This is a genomic window from Luteimonas sp. A611 (assembly GCF_054072715.1).
On the sequence record NZ_JBSVRP010000001.1, the window covers coordinates 1,275,289 to 1,291,079 of the forward strand.

The following is a 15,791-nucleotide window of genomic DNA, read 5'->3' on the forward strand; positions in this document are numbered from 1 at the left end:
ATCGTGGCCTGGGATCCCGTCACGCCGGGCTTGCGCGCGCAACTGCGCGGGCTGCGCATTGCTTCGCGGCGCAGCAGTGCGCTGCGCGGCGGCGGCCAGCACCGCAGCCGCGACAAGGGCGCGGGGCTGGAATTCTCGCAGTACCGCAGCTACGAGCCGGGCGACGAGCCGCGTCGCATCGACTGGAAGCTGTACGCGCGCAGCGACCGATTCTTCGTGCGCGAGGCCGAGCGCGACAGCCCGCTTGCGGTGTGGATCATGCTCGACGCCAGCGCCTCGATGACGCAGGCAGACGAGACGCGGCCGGACTGGTCGCGCCTGGATGCGGGCAAGGCGCTGGCGGCCTGCATCGCCGAGGTTGCGCTGCGCCAGGGCGATCGCGTTGGACTGATCGCGCTGCGCGAGGATGCGCTGTCCTTCGTACCTGCGGCGGCGGGCAGCCGCCAGCGCGAGCGGCTGCTGTTCGAGCTCGCACGCATCCGCGCCGGTGGCGGCGTGCCCGATGAATCACGCCTGCGCCCGGTCTGGGATCGCATCGCCGCCGACGACCTGGTGGTGGTGCTGGGCGACTTCCTCGATCCGGCGGTGCCCGGCCTTGCGACGCGGCTGTCTGCCGCACGCCGCGAAGTGCTGGCAATCCAGCTGCTGGCCGTGGCTGAGCGCGACTTTCCGTTCGACGACGGACGCCGCTTCATCGATCCGGAAACCGGCGAGGCGATGCCCGGCGACGCACGCGCGCTGCGCACGGAATTCCTCGCTCGGTTTGGCGAGGCGCAGCGGTCCCTGCATGCGCGGCTGGGCCAGGCCGGCATCCGCCACGCCGTGCACGTGCTCGACGAACCGCTGCTGCAGCCGCTGCACCAGTTGTTCGCGGCGGGCCCGGGCGGCGCGGACGCATGAATCCGATGCTGCTGTTGCCTGCCGGACTGGCCGCGCTCGCAGCGCTGGCGCTGCCGCTGCTGATCCATCTTGCAAAGCGCCAGCAGCAGCGGCCCACCGTGTTCGCCGCCCTGCGCTGGCTGCGCGCACGGCCGCGGCCGCGGCGGCGGGTCCGCATCGACGAACCCTGGCTGCTTGCGGTGCGCCTGCTGCTGGTGGCGCTGCTGGCGGTGCTGCTCGCGCAGCCCGCACTGCTGGGCGTCGAGGACAAGCGCCCGCGCCTGCTGGTGGCGCCCGGTGTCGATGACGCGATGCTCTTGGCCGCGCGCGCCGATCCGGAGGTGGATGCGCGCTGGCTGGCGCCCGGCTTTCCAGCGCTGGACGGGGCCGCGCCCTTGGGCGACTTCGCGAGCGCAAGCCTGCTGCGTGAGTTCGACGCGACGCTGCCGACGGCTGCGCCGCTCGCGGTGCTGGTGCCTGAGCGCATGACCGGTGCGGATGCAGCGCGCCTGCAGCTCACGCGCCAAGTCGAGTGGCGGATCGCCGCCGGTGGCGCCTGGCCCGAGCCGATGGCGGACAAGGCGCCGAAGATCGCGATCCGGCACGACGTCGCGCATCGTGACGGGGTGCGCTACCTGCGCGCGGCGGCGCTGGCGTGGGCGGACGCAGAGGACGCGACGATCGATGCGGCCGAGTCCACGAACCTGCCCGCGGAGAACGCCGAGGTCCTGGCGTGGATGCATGCAGGACCGCTGCCGGACGATGTCCTGCACTGGGCGCAGGCAGGCGGCCAGGTGCTGCTGCCGGCTGATGCGGAGATTGCGGGCGGCAGTGCGCCGGTGGCTGTCTGGCGCGACGACGATGGCGATCCGCTTGTGCATGCGACACAGGCCGGCAAGGGCCGGTTGCTGCAGCTGGCGCACGCGCTTGCACCCGGGGCGATGCCGCAACTGCTCGAGCCGACGTTCCCGCATGCGCTGCGTGAGCTGCTGCAGCCCGCACCCGCGCCGACCGCGGTTGCCGCGGCCGATTACGTGCCCGGCACGGGCGGGCTTGCGATGGCGCCGGTGCCGCTGGACCTGAGGCCCTGGCTTGCGCTTGCGATCGCGCTGCTGGCACTGCTGGAGCGCTGGCTGGCGACGTCGCGCCGGCGCGGAGCGGCCGCATGAGTGCCACTGCCGCGCTCGACCAGGTATTGCGCCGCGTCCGCCGCCGCATCGCGCTCGATGCGCTGCTTGCCTGGCTTCCGCTGCCGTTCGCGCTGGCCGCGCTGCTGTGGCGCTGGGCTGGGACGACGCCTGCACTCGCCGTGGCCACGCTGGCGCTGCTCGCGATCGTCGCATCGGTCGTGCAGCGGCTGCGCCGCTTCAACCGCAGCTGGCTGGCGCGGCGACTGGATGCGTCGCGTCGCGACCTCGACGACAGCAGCGCGCTTGTGTTCGCAGACCCGGCGTCGCTGTCGGCGCTGCAGCGCCTGCAGCGCGATCGCCTCGAGCAGCGCCTGCGCGAGCGTCCCGCGCCCGACCTGCGCCCATCGTGGTCGATACGTGCGATCGCCATCGCATGGCTGGCGGTGGTGGCGGTGTGCATCTTCGTTGCGCTGTGGCCGGCATCGCGCCCGTCGTCCGTCGCCGCGGCGATTCCGCTGCGCAGCGCGCAGGCGGCGGAAGAGCCGCGCCTGCTGGCGCAGTCGCTGCAGGTGCAGCCGCCCGGCTACACCGGCCTGGCTCCCGCGACAACGCAATCGCTGGACGCCCAGGCGCCCGCCGGCAGCACGCTGCAGTGGATGCTGCGCTACGCGCCGCAGCCCGCAGCCGTCGAGCTGGTCTTCCATGACGGCGAGCGCATCGCACTGCGGCGGGAAGGCGAAGCCTGGATCGCCGACCACGTGCTGCAGGCCTCCACGCTGTATCGCGTGGTGCCTGCCAGTGTCGCTGATGCAGGCTCCTTGCCGCTGCACCGCCTCGATGCGATCCCCGACCAGCCGCCGCGCGTGCGCGTCCTGCTGCCCGAGCGCGGCCTGACATTGCTGGCCCCAGGCCAGCGCGACTGGCAGCTGCAGTTCGAAGCTACCGACGATCATGGCGTGGCCGCGCGCGCGCGCCTGCTGGTCACGCGCACCGAAGGCACTGGCGAAAACATCCGCTTCCACGACCACGTGCGCGTGCTGCAGGGCCGCGGCGACGCGCGCAGCAAACGCTTCGAGGTGCGGCTGCAGCCGTCGGACTTCGGCCTGCAGCGCGGCGAGGACCTGGTCGCGCGGCTGGAGGTGACCGACAACCGCGCGCCACAGCCGCAGCTCACCCGCAGCGCAAGCGTGATCCTGCGCTGGCCGCCGGAGCCGGTGCTTGGCGCCGAAGGCCTGGACGGGCTCGCGCGGCAGGTGCTGCCGGCGTATTTCCGCAGCCAGCGCCAGATCATCATCGACGCCGAAGCGCTGCTGAAGGAGAAGGCGCGGCTCGCCAGCGACGAGTTCGAACGACGCTCGGACCTGATCGGCGTCGACCAGCGCCTGCTGCGCCTGCGCTACGGCCAGTTCCTCGGCGAGGAGAGCGAGGGCGACAACGCCCTGCCGACCAGCGACCTGCCCACCAGCGACCTGCCGGCCGCCGACGGGCATGAGGATGATGCGGACGGTGCGCACGCGAAGGACGATGGACCGGAACAGGAACACGGCCACGATCACGGCGAGCCCGGCGCCGCGCAACCCGGTGGCTTCGGCACCGTGGGTAACGTGCTCGAGCAGTTCGGCCACACCCACGACATCGCCGAGGCTGCGACCCTGCTCGATCCGGAAACGCGGGAAACCCTGCGCAAGGCCCTCGGTGAGATGTGGCAGTCCGAACTGCACCTGCGCCAGGCCGCGCCCGGCGAAGCGCTGCCGTACGCCCATCGCGCGCTGGAGTTGATCAAGCAGGTGCAGCAGGCAGAGCGCATCTACCTGCAGCGGGTGGGCACGAAACTGCCGCCGATCGACGAATCGCGCCGCCTGGGCGGTGATCGCAGCGGCTTGCGCAATCGCCCGCTGCCGGCACTCACCGCGCCCGCAGGCGAGGACGCGCTGGCGGCCGCCTGGCAATCGCTGGAGGGCGCGCCGGCGGACACGCTGCCGGCCACGCTCGACGGGCTGGAGGCCTGGGCCGACGCAGGCCGCGACCGGCTCGAGGACCCGCTCGCCTGGATCGCCGCCATCGACGCACTGCGCCAGGATCCGGGCTGCGACAGCTGTCGCGAAACGCTGCGCGGCCTGCTGTGGAGCGCGATGCCGCGCCCGGCCGGCGGGTTCGCACCGCGCGCGGACGATGCCATGTCGCGCCGCTATCTCGATGCGCTGCACGCCAGCGAGGACACGCCATGAACCTGCAGCAGTGGGTGCTGCTGGTGCTGGCGCTAGCGGTGGTCGCGGGCGCGGTGCGGCTGTGGCACGCGCACAGGCTTGATCCGCGCGGGCCGCGCGCCTGGCGCCTGCTCGCGCTGCTGGTCCTGCAGCCGCTGCTGGCGGGCGCGCTGTACCTGACGCTGTTTCCGCCGCAACGCGACGTCGATCCCGTCGCGCTGGTGCTGCTCACCGAGGGCGCGAGCGCTGCGGACGCCGCGCGCGCGGATGGCATCGTGCTGGCGCTGCCGGAAGCGGGCGAGGCCGGTGACGTGCCGCGCGTGCCCGATCTTGCCACCGCGCTGCGCCGGCATCCCGGCAGCACGCGCGTGCAGGTGCTGGGTGCGGGCCTGACCGCGCGCGACCGTGATGCCGCGCGCACGGTGTCGATCGCGTTCGCGCCGCCGCCACTGACGCCGGGCATCGTGCACCTGGCGATGCCGCAACGCGTGACCCGTGGCGCGAGTTTCGCGATCGCCGGCCAGGTCGAGGCCGTTGCTGCCGGCAACATCGAGCTGCGCGATCCGGCTGGTCGACGCGTCGATGCCGTGCCGCTGCATGACGACGGTCGTTTCCTGGTGCGCGGCATCGCAATGGAAGCCGGCGCGGCGCGGTTCGAGCTGCGCCTTGTCGATGCGGATGGCGCGACGCTCTCGCAGGTCGCTGCGCCGTTGTGGATCGAAGCGGCCACGCCGCCGCGCGTGCTGTTGCTGGCCGGCGCACCCGGTCCGGAAACGCGCGCGCTGCGGCGCTGGCTGGTTGATGCCGGCGCGCAGGTGCAGGCCCGCATCGCCTTGGGTGGCGGCCTGCAGCTGGGTTCCGCGCCGCTGGGCGAGGCGGCGCTGGCCGAAGCCGATCTGGTGATCGCCGACGCGCGCGCCTGGTCCGGCCTGGGCGAGGGTGGCCGCGTCCGCGTCCTGGCTTCGGTCCGCGCAGGCATGGGGCTGCTGCTGCGCGCCGATACCACGCTGCCCGGGGCGTCGCTGCGCGGCGTGAACGGCAAGGGCTTCACGATCGCCGGCGGCGCGGGCAGTGCGCCCTGGGCGCTGCCGCCTGCGCGGGTGGATGACGAACCAGCGCTGCGTGCACGGCTCGGCAGCGGCAGCCGCGACGCGCCCTTCGACCTGGAACAGGCGCAGGCGCCGCTGCCTGCGCTCGCGCGGCGCGGATGGCGCGTGCAGGGCGAGCAGGCCGTCGCGTTCGCGCCCGGCGACGGAATGCCGCCTGGCTGGTGGCGCGCCGAGGGACGCGGTCGGATCGGCCTGTGGACCCTGCTCGACAGCTACGTGCTGCCGCTGCACGGCCGCGCGGATCTGTACGACGATATCTGGAGCCCGGTCGTCGCCACGCTTGCGCGGGCGCGTACCGACAACTTACCGGTGATCGATGCAGGCGCCCGGGTTGGCGAGCGGATAAGCGTCTGTGGCTGGCCGCCCGGCGCGACCGTCGAGGTAGCCGACGGCAGCGTGTTGCGGCCGCTCGTCGACCCGGCAAGCGGCAGCCGCAGCTGCGCCGGCATCTGGCCGAGCGTCGACGGCTGGCACCAGCTGCGGCTGGACGATGCGCAGCGGTGGTTCCATGTCGCTGCCGCCGACGCGGACGAACCCATGCGCCTTGCCGCGCTGCGCGATGCCACGCTTGCACTTGCTGCGTCTCCATCGGCGACAGACGCGAAGACAGACGCGAAGACCACGTCTGCTTCGCCAGTGCGGGCTCCAGGTCAGCCTGGGCCGGCATGGCCATGGTTCCTGCTGTGGCTGCTGCTGGCCGGGCTCGCCTGGTGGCTGGAGCGCTCGCGCGTGGGCCTGGCGGCGAGCGGGCCGGTAGACGGGGGAGAGGTCCCCCGTCATCCCGGTGAACACCGGGATCCATCTTGATCCTGCTTCGTTGCTTGCGGGAAAGCACAATGGATCCCGGCTTTCGCCGGGATGACGGCTAATAATGCCGTGGAAGCGTGGCGCAGTGGCTGACGACCGCGTTCGTAATCGCATCCGCGATCTCACCGTCCTGTAGGAGCGGCTTCAGCCGCGAACGGGCGGCGACGCGTCGTCGATCGCGGCTGAAGCCGCTCCTGCACAGGCATCCTGCAGGCATCCTACGGCCTCATCGACGCGCGCGCGGTTACGACAGCCTTGCACGTCGCGCGTATCCTCGTGGCCGGTTCCCAGCGAGGTGCGCACCATGGCGAAGTACCAGGGCAGCTGCCACTGCGGCAGGATCACGTTCGAGCTGGACGGCGAGATCGGCCAGGTCATCGACTGCAATTGTTCGATGTGCCGGCGCCGTGGCGCGCTGCTTGCCGCGTTCCCGCGTGAGGCGCTGACGCTCACGACGCCTGAGGACAACCTGTCCACCTACCGCTTCAACCGCGAGGCGATCGACCATCACTTCTGCGCGCACTGCGGCATCGCGCCCTTCAGCGAAGGCAAGGGCGGCGACGGCGCGGCGATGACCATGGTCAACGTGCGCTGCCTGCCGGAGGTCGACCTGGCCACGCTCCAGGTGCTGGCCGTGGACGGCGCGAGCCACTGACCCGGCGCAGGCATCGTTTCAGGCCGGTGCGCTCGCCCGCAGGCCCGTGCGGGGAAGGGGGATAGGACTTCGCCGTCCCCGGGTTTGAACCATCGTCCCCAACGCGCCAGACTCGCGTCACAGCCATCTGCACCGCCGAGGAACCAACGATGACCACGCGCCGCGATTGCCTGAAATTCTCGATTGCAGCCGCGCTGGCGGCCACCCTTCCGCACGGTCGCCTGCTGGCCGCCGACGAGGGCAAGCTGCTCACCCGTGCGATCCCCTCCTCGGGCGAGCAACTGCCGCTGATCGGCCTGGGAAGTTCGGCCACCTTCTCGCAGATCGCGCGCAGCGAGGACACCTCGGCGCTGCGCGAAGTGCTGCAGGCGCTGGTCGCCGGCGGTGGCACGGTGTTCGATACCGCGCCCTCCTATGGCGCGTCCGAGGAAGTCGCCGGCGAACTCGCGCGCGAACTCGGCATCACCGACCGCATGTTCTGGGCCACCAAGGTCAATGTCGCCGGCCGCGAAGCCGACGCGGAGGCCGATCCCGCCAAGGCGCGCGAGCAGATCGAAACCTCGTTCAAGCGCCTCGGCAAGCAGCAGCTGGACCTGGTGCAGGTGCACAACCTGGCCGACGTGCCGACGCAGCTCGGGATCCTGCGGGAGTTCAAGGCCGAGGGGCGGGTGCGCTATGTCGGCGTGACGTCGACCAGCAAGCCGGCCTATCCGCGGCTGGTCGAGATCATGCGCAACGAGGAGATCGACTTCATCGGCGTCGACTACGCGGTCGACAATCGCGACGTCGAGGAAACCATCCTGCCGCTGGCGCAGGAACGGAAGATCGGCGTGCTGGTGTACCTGCCGTTCGGCCGCACGCGCCTGTGGCAACGCATCGGCGAGCGTCCGCTGCCGGACTGGGCGGCGGAGTTCGACGCCCAGTCCTGGGCGCAGTTCATGCTCAAGTACGTGGCCGCGCATCCAGCCGTGACCTGCGTGACGCCGGCCACCAGCAAGGCACGCCACATGGCGGACAATCTCGGCGCCGGACGCGGGCGCCTGCCCGATGCGGCGCAGCGCCAGCGCATGGCCGAGTACACCGACGCGCTGCCGGCGGCGGGCTGAATGTCGACCGCGGGCGATGAATCAATCGCCCGCGTGGTCCCTCCTCTGCAGGAGCGGCTTCAGCCGCGACCTCCGCAGCGATGCACGCCCCCGACGCCATGTTCGCGGCCTGAGCCGCCACCGCAGCGGCAGGCTACTCCCGCCCCTCCTCCTGGTCGTCGATCTCGACGAAGGCATCAAGGTCGAAAGCCATCGCTTCCACCGCATCGCGCACCTTGCGCGCAGTGGCGGCATTGGGCACTTCGACTTCCACTTCGTGCGTATCGGCACCGCGCGAATCGTGCAGGCCGGCGGAGCTGGAATCGGGATCGTCCATGCGCGGCATCAGGTCGGCCACTTCCTCGACGTGCTCGATCCCCTCCAGGCTCTGCAGCAGGTTCATGATCGCGCGGACGTTGTCTTCGGAACTGACGATGCGGAGGCGGAGCAGGGCCATCACGATCTCTCGGCTGTAGGGGGCGAAGGCAGACTAGGCAGGCCTTGGCAAACGCGGCGTGAGGATGCGGCGTTCGATACATCCCGCCGACCGGCGCCGCATCCCGAACCCGGCCTGGCGCTGACGCCACTCCCGGCTTCGCGTCAGCCCTGGTCGCCGTCCGGCGTGCGCACCGGGACCGCGATGTTGCACAGGTCGATGTGGCCGGCCGGGCGGTGGTAGAAATCGTCGCTGCGGTTGCGACGCGATTCCACCAGCGCGTCGAACGTTGGCGTATCGGTACGCAGCACCTCGATGCGCTCGCGCTGCGCTTCGGGCAGCTGCGATGCCAGCGTGACCGCCTTGATCGGGGTGCGCTGCGCCGCGTCCTCGTAGACACCCATCGGCGGCGGGCCGCGGTCGATCGCACTGAGCAGCTCCATGCCGCTGAGCACCCGCCCGACCACGGTGATGTTGCGGTCGAGCTGGCGCGGCGACTGCCCGGTGACCACGTAGAGCTCCGCGCCGATGCTGCTGTCGGGCGCGATGTTGCGGCCGGCGCCGAGCGCGCCGTAGCAGTGCGCCATCCAGGCCTGGCCTTCGGCGCCTTCGCGCGCGGCGGGGAAGCCGTCGGCAAAGCCCACCTGCGCGGCCCAGCCGTCGCGGTCGGGCAGGGCATGGAAGGGCAGCCCGCGCGCGCTGCGTTCGAACTCCGCCGGCAACGTCTGCTTCGCGCTGCCGAGCGGCTTCGCCTTCGCCGGGTCGTCGGCCTCGGCATCGCCGAACTGCACCACGAAGTTGTCGTGCGAGCGGTAAATGCTGGTGCCGTTCCAGAAACCCTCGCTGGCCAGCGTGCGGATGTTGGCGACGTGCCCGGGTGCGAAGGACGGCGCCAGCTCGATCACCACGCGACCCGCGTCGAGGTCCATGTACAGCGTGTTCTCCGGGGCCGGCGTGCGCCAGTCGGACGGCTGCGAGGCATCGAGGACCTCCTGCGTGGTGCGCGGTTTGGCCACGGCGCCAGGCTCGGCCGCGGTCAGCGGCAGCGCCAGGGTGGCGGCAAGGATGGCGATGGCTGGATGGAAGCTGGGCATGCGGCATTCCCGGGTGGGTGAGGCGGCGATTGTGGCCGATCGCCTGCGACCCGGACTAATGGCACATCCGCTATAGCGAAGTTCGCAATAGCATCTGTTCCAGATGGCGGGAGGACCGCATGGCGGCCGGCGACGAACAGGAAGAGGCACAGCTGCGCAAGTTCCAGAAGGAGCTGAGCGCGGGCACCGTGTCGCTGGCGCTGCTGGCCGTGCTGGGCGCATCCGGCGAGCCGATGTACGGCTACCAGATCGCCAAGAGGTTGGAGCGCTTCGGCGACGGCGTGCTCAGCGGCAAGCAGAGCGCGCTGTACCCGGTGCTGCGCAACCTGGAGGCTGCCGGATTGCTGGACAGTTCGATCGAACCGTCCGATGCCGGCCCGCCCCGCCGCTACTACCGCATCACCGCAGCAGGGCGCGTCGCCCTGCGCGTGCGGGCCGCCGCCTGGCGTGCAACCCGCGATTCCGTTGACGCCGTCCTGGAGGGGACCTGCGAATGAACAGCGAACGCTTGCCGACCACCATTCCCGAATACCTCGAGCACCTGCGCCGCTCACTGGCCGGCGCCGACCCGGCGCTGGTGCAGGACGCGCTGTACGACGCCGAGGAATACCTGCGCTCGGAGCTGGCCGAGAATCCCGGCAGGAGCGAGGCCGAGGTCATCGCCGCGGTGGCATCGAGCTACGGCGCGCCGGACGAGGTCGCCGACATCTATCGCGACACCGAAGTGACGGTGCAGACCGCGCTGCGTGCACCACCGCCGCGCCCGCGCCGGTCAGCGCTCGGCCGCTTCTTCGGCGTGTTCGCCGACCCGCGCGCCTACGCCTCGCTGTTCTACATGGTGCTGTCGCTGGCCACGGGCATCTTCTACTTCACCTGGGTGGTGGCCGGCTTCTCCACATCGCTGGGCCTGTCGGTCACGATCGTCGGCATTCCGCTGCTGATCCTGTTCTTCGGCTCGGTGCGGGTGCTGTCGCTGGTCGAGGGCAGGATCGTCGAGGTGATGCTGGGCGAGCGCATGCCGCGGCGGCCGCTGTACACCGCGCGCGGCCGCAGCGTCTGGCAGCGCATCGGCGACATGTTCACCGATCCGCGCACCTGGAGCACGTTGCTGTACTTCGTGCTGATGCTGCCGCTGGGCATTGTCTACTTCAGCGTCACGATCAGCTTGTTGGCCTTCGCGCTGTCGCTGATCCTGAGTCCGTTCGCGCTGTTGCCGGGCGTGCACATGAACGTCTGGCTGTTTGGCTTGGACATCCCGGCCGAGGCGCCGTGGCTGCTGCCGATTCTGGTTGCAATCGGGGCACTTGTTCTGGTGTCGACGCTGCACATCGCGCGCGGTATGGGCCGCATGCACGGTCTGCTGGCGAAGCACCTGCTGGTGAAGACCGCGCAGTACGCATGAGGCTGGCTGGCGTGCCGCCTGGCCTGCTGCAGCCCGACTCGCAGACTGAGCAGGCCACAGTAGAGATATATGCGAGGGAACGATGATGGCAGGACCGTTTCGGTTGACCATGCGCGGGCAGGCTTTGATGCTGTGGCTGCTGCTCGCCCCATGGCTGGCGTGGGCGTCCGCCCCCGAGTTCCCGATGGCCGTCGTGGTTCCGGGGGACGACGAGGCGAATGCTGAGGCCGTCGCCGTGCTGGCGCGCGACGTGCTCGGTGCCGCCGCGCGTGGCGTGGTCGACGTACCCTCGGCTGGCCTGGCGCATCTGCGGATCGCGTCCGGCAAGTCGGCGGAAGCGGCGCAGGCGGTCGCTGCAGTCATGCGCGAGCTGGCGGCTGCCGGCGATGCCGATCGCGCGAGGCGTTGGGCGCCCTACCTCCTGTACGCGCGGGCGGGCGGCGTGGACGGGGAATTCGATGACGCCTATGCAGACGCCTTCCGCGAACTTTTCGGAGGGCTCGAAGATCCGGAGGCGCAGCGCACCGCCTACTGGTTCGTGGCGGATGTGGAGGGCGCGCGGGCCAGCCTGCGCGCCGCACTGGCGCAGCTCCACGGAAGGAGCCGCATCGGGCTGGACGAAGCATTGGATCTGGCGCGCAGGCAGGCGTTTGTCACGACCTACAGTGCCGCGACGACGCTTGCGCCAGCCTTGGTTGGGGCCGACGAGGATGAGCGCTATCTGATCGACGAAGGCGCGCTGATCCGCACTCCGCAGGGCGCGACGCTGTCGGCTGTGGTCGCGCGCAGCCGCAAGGTGCAGGTGCCGCAGCCGGCGGCCATGCTGTTCACCATCTACGCCGATCCCGATGCCAACCGCGCCACCGCAGTTGAAGCCGCCGCGCGCGGCTATGCGGGCGTGGTGGTCGATGCGCGCGGCAAGCGCCTGGGCGTCGACGCGATCCGGCCGTACGAGACCGAGGCCGACGATGCTGCCGCCGCGGTGGAATGGATCGCCAGCCAGCCCTGGAGCGACGGTCGCGTCGGGATGTACGGCGGCAGCTACTCCGGATTCGCGGCCTGGGCGGCGACCAAACGCATGCCCCCGGCGCTGAAGACGATCGTGCCCTACGTGGCGGCCATTCCCGGACTCGGCCTGCCGATGGAGAACAATGTATTCCTCAGTGCCAACTACGCGTGGCCGTTCTACGTCGCCAACCACCGCCTGCTCGACACCGCGACCTACTTCGACCGCGAGCGCTGGCAGCGGTTGCCCGAGGCCTGGTACGCCAGCGGGCGGCCGTACCGCGAGATCGACCGCGTCGATGGCACGCCCAATCCATGGCTGCAGCGCTGGCTGACGCATCCTGCGTACGACGAGTACTGGCAAGCGATGGTGCCCTACGGCGAAGACTTCGCGCGGATCGACATTCCGGTCCTCAGCATCACCGGCTATTACGACGACGGGCAGGTCTCTGCGCTGCAGTACTTCAAGGAGCACCTGCGGCATCGACCGGACGCGCCGCACTACCTGGTGATCGGCCCATACGACCACTTTGGCGCGCAGGCGACGTTCAAGCCCCGGTCCCTGCGCGGTTACGACCTCGACCCATCCGCGCAGTTCGACACCCGCGAGCTGACGTTCCAGTGGCTTGACCACGTGTTGCGCGGCGGCGAGCGCCCGGCGCTGCTGCGGGACCGCGTCAACTACCAGCTGATGGGGGCCGACGCGTGGGGGCATGCACCCTCGCTCGCGGACGCGGCAGATCCCGTGGCCTTCCATCTGTCGGATGCGCCCGTTGGCAGCTACCTGCTGCTGTCGGATGCGCCCGCGGAGCGGGTGACCTGGATGAGCAGGCGCGTCGATCTCGCCGACCGCTCCGGCGAACACGGTGGCTACTATCCCGACCCGGTCGTCCTCGACCGGATCGACGTCGACGGCGGCTACGCGTTTGCCAGCGCGCCCTTCGAACGCCCGACCTCGGTGGTTGGCAGCTTCTCAGGCGATCTCAAGGTGCGCAGCAGCAAGCGCGATTTCGATTTCAGCGTGCTGCTGTATGAGCTGCGGCCGGACGGCAGCGCGATGCAGCTGTCGTATTACGTCGGCCGCGCCAGCCACGCGCGCGACATGACCCGTCGCGAGCTGCTGGTGCCGGGCCAGTGGACCACGCTGCCGTTTGAGCGCACGCGGATGACGGCCCGGCGCATGCAGGCCGGCAGTCGCCTGCTGGTGGTTCTGGACGTCCTCAAAGACGGCCACCACCAGGTCAACATGGGGACGGGCAAGGACGTGAGCGACGAATCCGCTGCGGACGGAGGCGAACCGCTGGTCGTCGACTGGCACACGGACAGCATGATCCGCGTGCCGTTGCGGCACTGAGTGGGAAAGTGCCGAGGCGCGCTCAGCGCGCGGAGGCAGCCTTCCTGCGCGGTGCGGCCTTGCCGGCGCGGCTCTTGTGCCCGCCCGGTGCGCGCTTGCCATCGCCCGCCACGTTCGCGGCGATGAAATCCCGCACCTTCGGATACACCTGCTCGCGCCAGCGGCGGCCGCTGAAGATGCCGTAGTGGCCTGCGCCCTTGACGGTGAGGTGGTGGCGGTCGTCTTCGGCGACGGCGGTGCACAGCTCGTGCGCGGCGCGGGTCTGGCCGAGCCCGGAGATGTCGTCGAGTTCGCCCTCGATAGTCATCAGCGCGGTGCCGGAGATCGCGGAAGGGTCCACCCGCTCGCCGCCCACGTCCCACAGCCCGCGCGGCAGCAGGTGCTCCTGGAACACGACGCGGATGGTGTCGAGGTAGTACTCGGCCGGCATGTCGAGCACGGCGTTGTATTCGTCGTAGAAGCGCCGGTGCGACGCGGCGTCGTCCAGGTCGCCCTTGACCAGGTCCTGGTAGAAATCCCAGTGCGACATGAAATGCCGCTCGGGGTTCATGGCCATGAAGCCGGTGTGCTGGAGGAAGCCGGGATACACGGGGCGTCCGGCGCCGGGGAAGTTCTGCGGCACCCGGTGGATGACGTTGTTCTGGAACCACGACAGCGGCTTCGTCGTGGCGAGGTTGTTCACCGAGGTCGGTGACTCGCGCGTGTCGATCGGCCCGCCCATCATCACCATCGAGCGCGGCACCGGCTCGCCGCGCGCGGCCATCAGCGATATCGCCGCCAGCACCGGCACGGTGGGCTGGCACACGCTCATCACGTGCAGGTCCTTCGCACCGATGTGGCGGATGAAGTCCTCGATGGTGTGTACGTAGTCGTCGAGCGTGAACGCGCCGGCGTCCTTGGGCACCATGCGCGCGTCGACCCAGTCGGTGATGTAGACCTTGTGGTCGCGCAGCATGGTGCGCACGGTGTCGCGCAGCAGGGTGGCGTGGTGGCCCGACAGCGGCGCCACGATCAGCACCGATGGCTGCCCGCGCATCTCGCCGATGGTGCCCGCGTCGTCGGTGTAGCGCTTGAAGCGCAGCAGGTTGCAGAACGGCGTCGAACGCACCGTCTTCTCGACCACCGGATAGACCTCGCCTTCCCATTCGAGCGAATGGATCTCGAAGGCGGGTTTCTCGTAGTCCTTGCCGATGCGGTAGACCAGCTCGTTGGCCGCGGAGATGCGCCCGGCACCGGGCATGCCCGAGAGCCAGCTTCCGGACGTGGAGAACGCCTTCGCGTTCGCCTCGGCCCAGTAGGTGAGCGGGGCCATCCAGGAGCGGTTGAATTCATGGAACTGGTAAAGGAACATCGGCATCACGTGTGTGGCGGCTGCTGCGTCGCAGCATAACCGATCGGGACGGGCCCCCAGTCAAGGCTGTGCGAGGGCTGGCGGAGGACGTGCGCCGCGTTCAGGCGGCGCGTTCAGGCACTCGCGTTCAGGCACCACGCGGCGCGAGTTCCAGGGCGGCGGCACTGTCGGCCAGGTCCGGTGCCAGCCAGCAGTGCGAACCGACCTGGCGCAAGCCCAGCGCGGCGAAGCGGCGGCGGTAGAACGTGGCTGGCCGCGCCTGGAAATCCACGTTGTCGCCTTCGGCCTCGTCCTCGCGGCTGAAGCATTCGAGGAAGGCCACGCCGCCGCACAGCTCGGCAAGACCGGGCAGGCCGCGGTCGAGTTCCTTCAGCGGCAGGTAGTGCATCACGTCGCTGCACACCAGCAGGTCGACCGGCGGACACGGCCGCAGCGTCGCAAAGTCGGCGAAGCGCGCCAGGTGCAGGTTGCGCCGCGCGCCATGGCGGGCGATGGCGTACTCGCTGCTGTCGAAGCCCAGGTAGCGCGCCTTGGGCCGGAGCCGCAGCAGTGGCGCGCGCCACGCGCCTTCGCCGCAGCCGATGTCGAGCACGCTGCGCAGCGGACGCTCGAGATGGTATTCGGCGGTGGCCACGGCCAGCGCCACCTTGCGCGCCAGCCGCTGCGCGCCGCCGATGCCGCGGCGGCGGTACCAGGTGTCGAAATAGTGCTGGTCGTAGCGCTTTTGCATGGGGTCGGGGCTGCGGAAGCGGCGGCTACAATAGCGCGCCGCCGCCCGCGTCGACGACGTTGGCGGCATCCGACGGAGCGCCGACATGCAAGCCTACCTGTGGATCAAGTCCGCGCACCTGCTGTTCGTGATGGCCTGGGTGGCGGCCGCGTTCTACCTGCCGCGCATCCTGATCAACCTGGTCGAGGCCGGCGATGAACGCGCCGTGCGGGCACGGCTGATGCTGATGGGCAGGCGGCTGTACCGCTTCGGCCACGTGATGTTCGGGCTGGCGCTGCTGACCGGCGTGGTGCTGTGGCTGGGCTACCGGGTGATCCCTGGTTTGCCGACCATGGTGGGCAGCGGCAGCGGCTGGCTGCACGCCAAGCTGACCCTGGTGGCGCTGATGCTGGCGCACTACATCGTTGGCGGACGCTGGCTGCGGCGCGCCGATACGCGCGCGCTGCCCACGGGCAAGGCGCTGCGGCTGTTCAACGAAGTGCCGGTGTTCCTGCTGCTGGGCGTGATCTGGCTGGTGCTGGCCAAACCGTTCTGAGCGACGCGGCAG

14 protein-coding genes are annotated in these 15,791 nt (G+C 70.5%); 10 read left to right on the top strand and 4 right to left on the bottom strand.

Going from position 1 to position 15,791, the window contains the following annotated elements:
• From ACW5EG_RS05685 to ACW5EG_RS05710, 6 genes are all read left to right on the top strand, one after another.
• Positions 1 to 900 (top strand): DUF58 domain-containing protein, encoded by a 900-nt coding sequence (locus ACW5EG_RS05685; RefSeq protein WP_457018413.1) that lies wholly within the window; start codon positions 1 to 3, stop codon positions 898 to 900.
• The gene (locus ACW5EG_RS05690; RefSeq protein WP_457017779.1) at positions 897 to 2,048 is read left to right on the top strand and encodes a BatA domain-containing protein; all 1,152 of its coding nucleotides are present in this window, start codon (positions 897 to 899) and stop codon (positions 2,046 to 2,048) included. Before ACW5EG_RS05685 ends, ACW5EG_RS05690 begins: the two co-directional genes overlap by 4 nt.
• Positions 2,045 to 4,237 (top strand): hypothetical protein, encoded by a 2,193-nt coding sequence (locus ACW5EG_RS05695; RefSeq protein ID WP_457021040.1) that lies wholly within the window; start codon positions 2,045 to 2,047, stop codon positions 4,235 to 4,237. Before ACW5EG_RS05690 ends, ACW5EG_RS05695 begins: the two co-directional genes overlap by 4 nt.
• Positions 4,234 to 6,132, top strand: coding sequence for a hypothetical protein (locus tag ACW5EG_RS05700; RefSeq protein WP_457021041.1), 1,899 nt, complete (start codon positions 4,234 to 4,236; stop codon positions 6,130 to 6,132). Before ACW5EG_RS05695 ends, ACW5EG_RS05700 begins: the two co-directional genes overlap by 4 nt.
• A 304-nt stretch (positions 6,133 to 6,436) precedes the next feature.
• On the top strand, positions 6,437 to 6,787 hold the full coding sequence (locus tag ACW5EG_RS05705) for a GFA family protein (protein WP_457021042.1): 351 nt from the start codon (positions 6,437 to 6,439) through the stop codon (positions 6,785 to 6,787).
• A 149-nt stretch (positions 6,788 to 6,936) separates the two neighbouring features.
• The gene (locus ACW5EG_RS05710; protein WP_457021043.1) at positions 6,937 to 7,893 is read left to right on the top strand and encodes an aldo/keto reductase; all 957 of its coding nucleotides are present in this window, start codon (positions 6,937 to 6,939) and stop codon (positions 7,891 to 7,893) included.
• Positions 7,894 to 8,026: 133 nt separating this feature from the next.
• On the opposite strand, the gene ACW5EG_RS05715 is transcribed toward ACW5EG_RS05710, so the two are convergent.
• Both ACW5EG_RS05715 and ACW5EG_RS05720 read right to left on the bottom strand, forming a co-directional pair.
• Positions 8,027 to 8,329, bottom strand: coding sequence for a hypothetical protein (locus tag ACW5EG_RS05715; protein ID WP_457017784.1), 303 nt, complete (start codon positions 8,327 to 8,329; stop codon positions 8,027 to 8,029).
• Positions 8,330 to 8,472: 143 nt separating this feature from the next.
• The gene (locus ACW5EG_RS05720; RefSeq protein ID WP_457017785.1) at positions 8,473 to 9,402 is read right to left on the bottom strand and encodes a peptidylprolyl isomerase; all 930 of its coding nucleotides are present in this window, start codon (positions 9,400 to 9,402) and stop codon (positions 8,473 to 8,475) included.
• A 119-nt stretch (positions 9,403 to 9,521) separates the two neighbouring features.
• Here ACW5EG_RS05720 and ACW5EG_RS05725 point away from each other — a divergent pair, with 119 nt between their 5' ends.
• The 3 genes from ACW5EG_RS05725 to ACW5EG_RS05735 all read left to right on the top strand — a co-directional run bounded on the left by ACW5EG_RS05725 (position 9,522) and on the right by ACW5EG_RS05735 (position 13,163).
• A complete protein-coding gene (locus ACW5EG_RS05725) occupies positions 9,522 to 9,899 on the top strand; it encodes a PadR family transcriptional regulator (protein ID WP_457017786.1) in 378 nt (125 codons plus the stop codon).
• A complete protein-coding gene (locus ACW5EG_RS05730; RefSeq protein ID WP_457017787.1) occupies positions 9,896 to 10,804 on the top strand; it encodes a sensor domain-containing protein in 909 nt (302 codons plus the stop codon). Before ACW5EG_RS05725 ends, ACW5EG_RS05730 begins: the two co-directional genes overlap by 4 nt.
• Before the next feature lie 85 nt (positions 10,805 to 10,889).
• Entirely contained in the window at positions 10,890 to 13,163 is a 2,274-nt protein-coding gene (locus ACW5EG_RS05735) for a CocE/NonD family hydrolase (protein WP_457021044.1), read from the top strand.
• A 22-nt stretch (positions 13,164 to 13,185) separates the two neighbouring features.
• On the opposite strand, the gene ACW5EG_RS05740 is transcribed toward ACW5EG_RS05735, so the two are convergent.
• Together ACW5EG_RS05740 and ACW5EG_RS05745 are read right to left on the bottom strand one after the other, a co-directional pair.
• Entirely contained in the window at positions 13,186 to 14,520 is a 1,335-nt protein-coding gene (locus ACW5EG_RS05740; protein WP_457017788.1) for a polyhydroxyalkanoate depolymerase, read from the bottom strand.
• A 121-nt stretch (positions 14,521 to 14,641) separates the two neighbouring features.
• Entirely contained in the window at positions 14,642 to 15,244 is a 603-nt protein-coding gene (locus ACW5EG_RS05745) for a class I SAM-dependent DNA methyltransferase (RefSeq protein ID WP_457021045.1), read from the bottom strand.
• 85 nt (positions 15,245 to 15,329) lie between these two features.
• Between ACW5EG_RS05745 and ACW5EG_RS05750 the strand changes: the two genes are divergently transcribed.
• Positions 15,330 to 15,779, top strand: a complete 450-nt coding sequence (locus tag ACW5EG_RS05750) for a CopD family protein (RefSeq protein ID WP_457021046.1) — start codon at positions 15,330 to 15,332, stop codon at positions 15,777 to 15,779.
• The last annotated feature ends 12 nt before the right edge of the window (positions 15,780 to 15,791 follow it).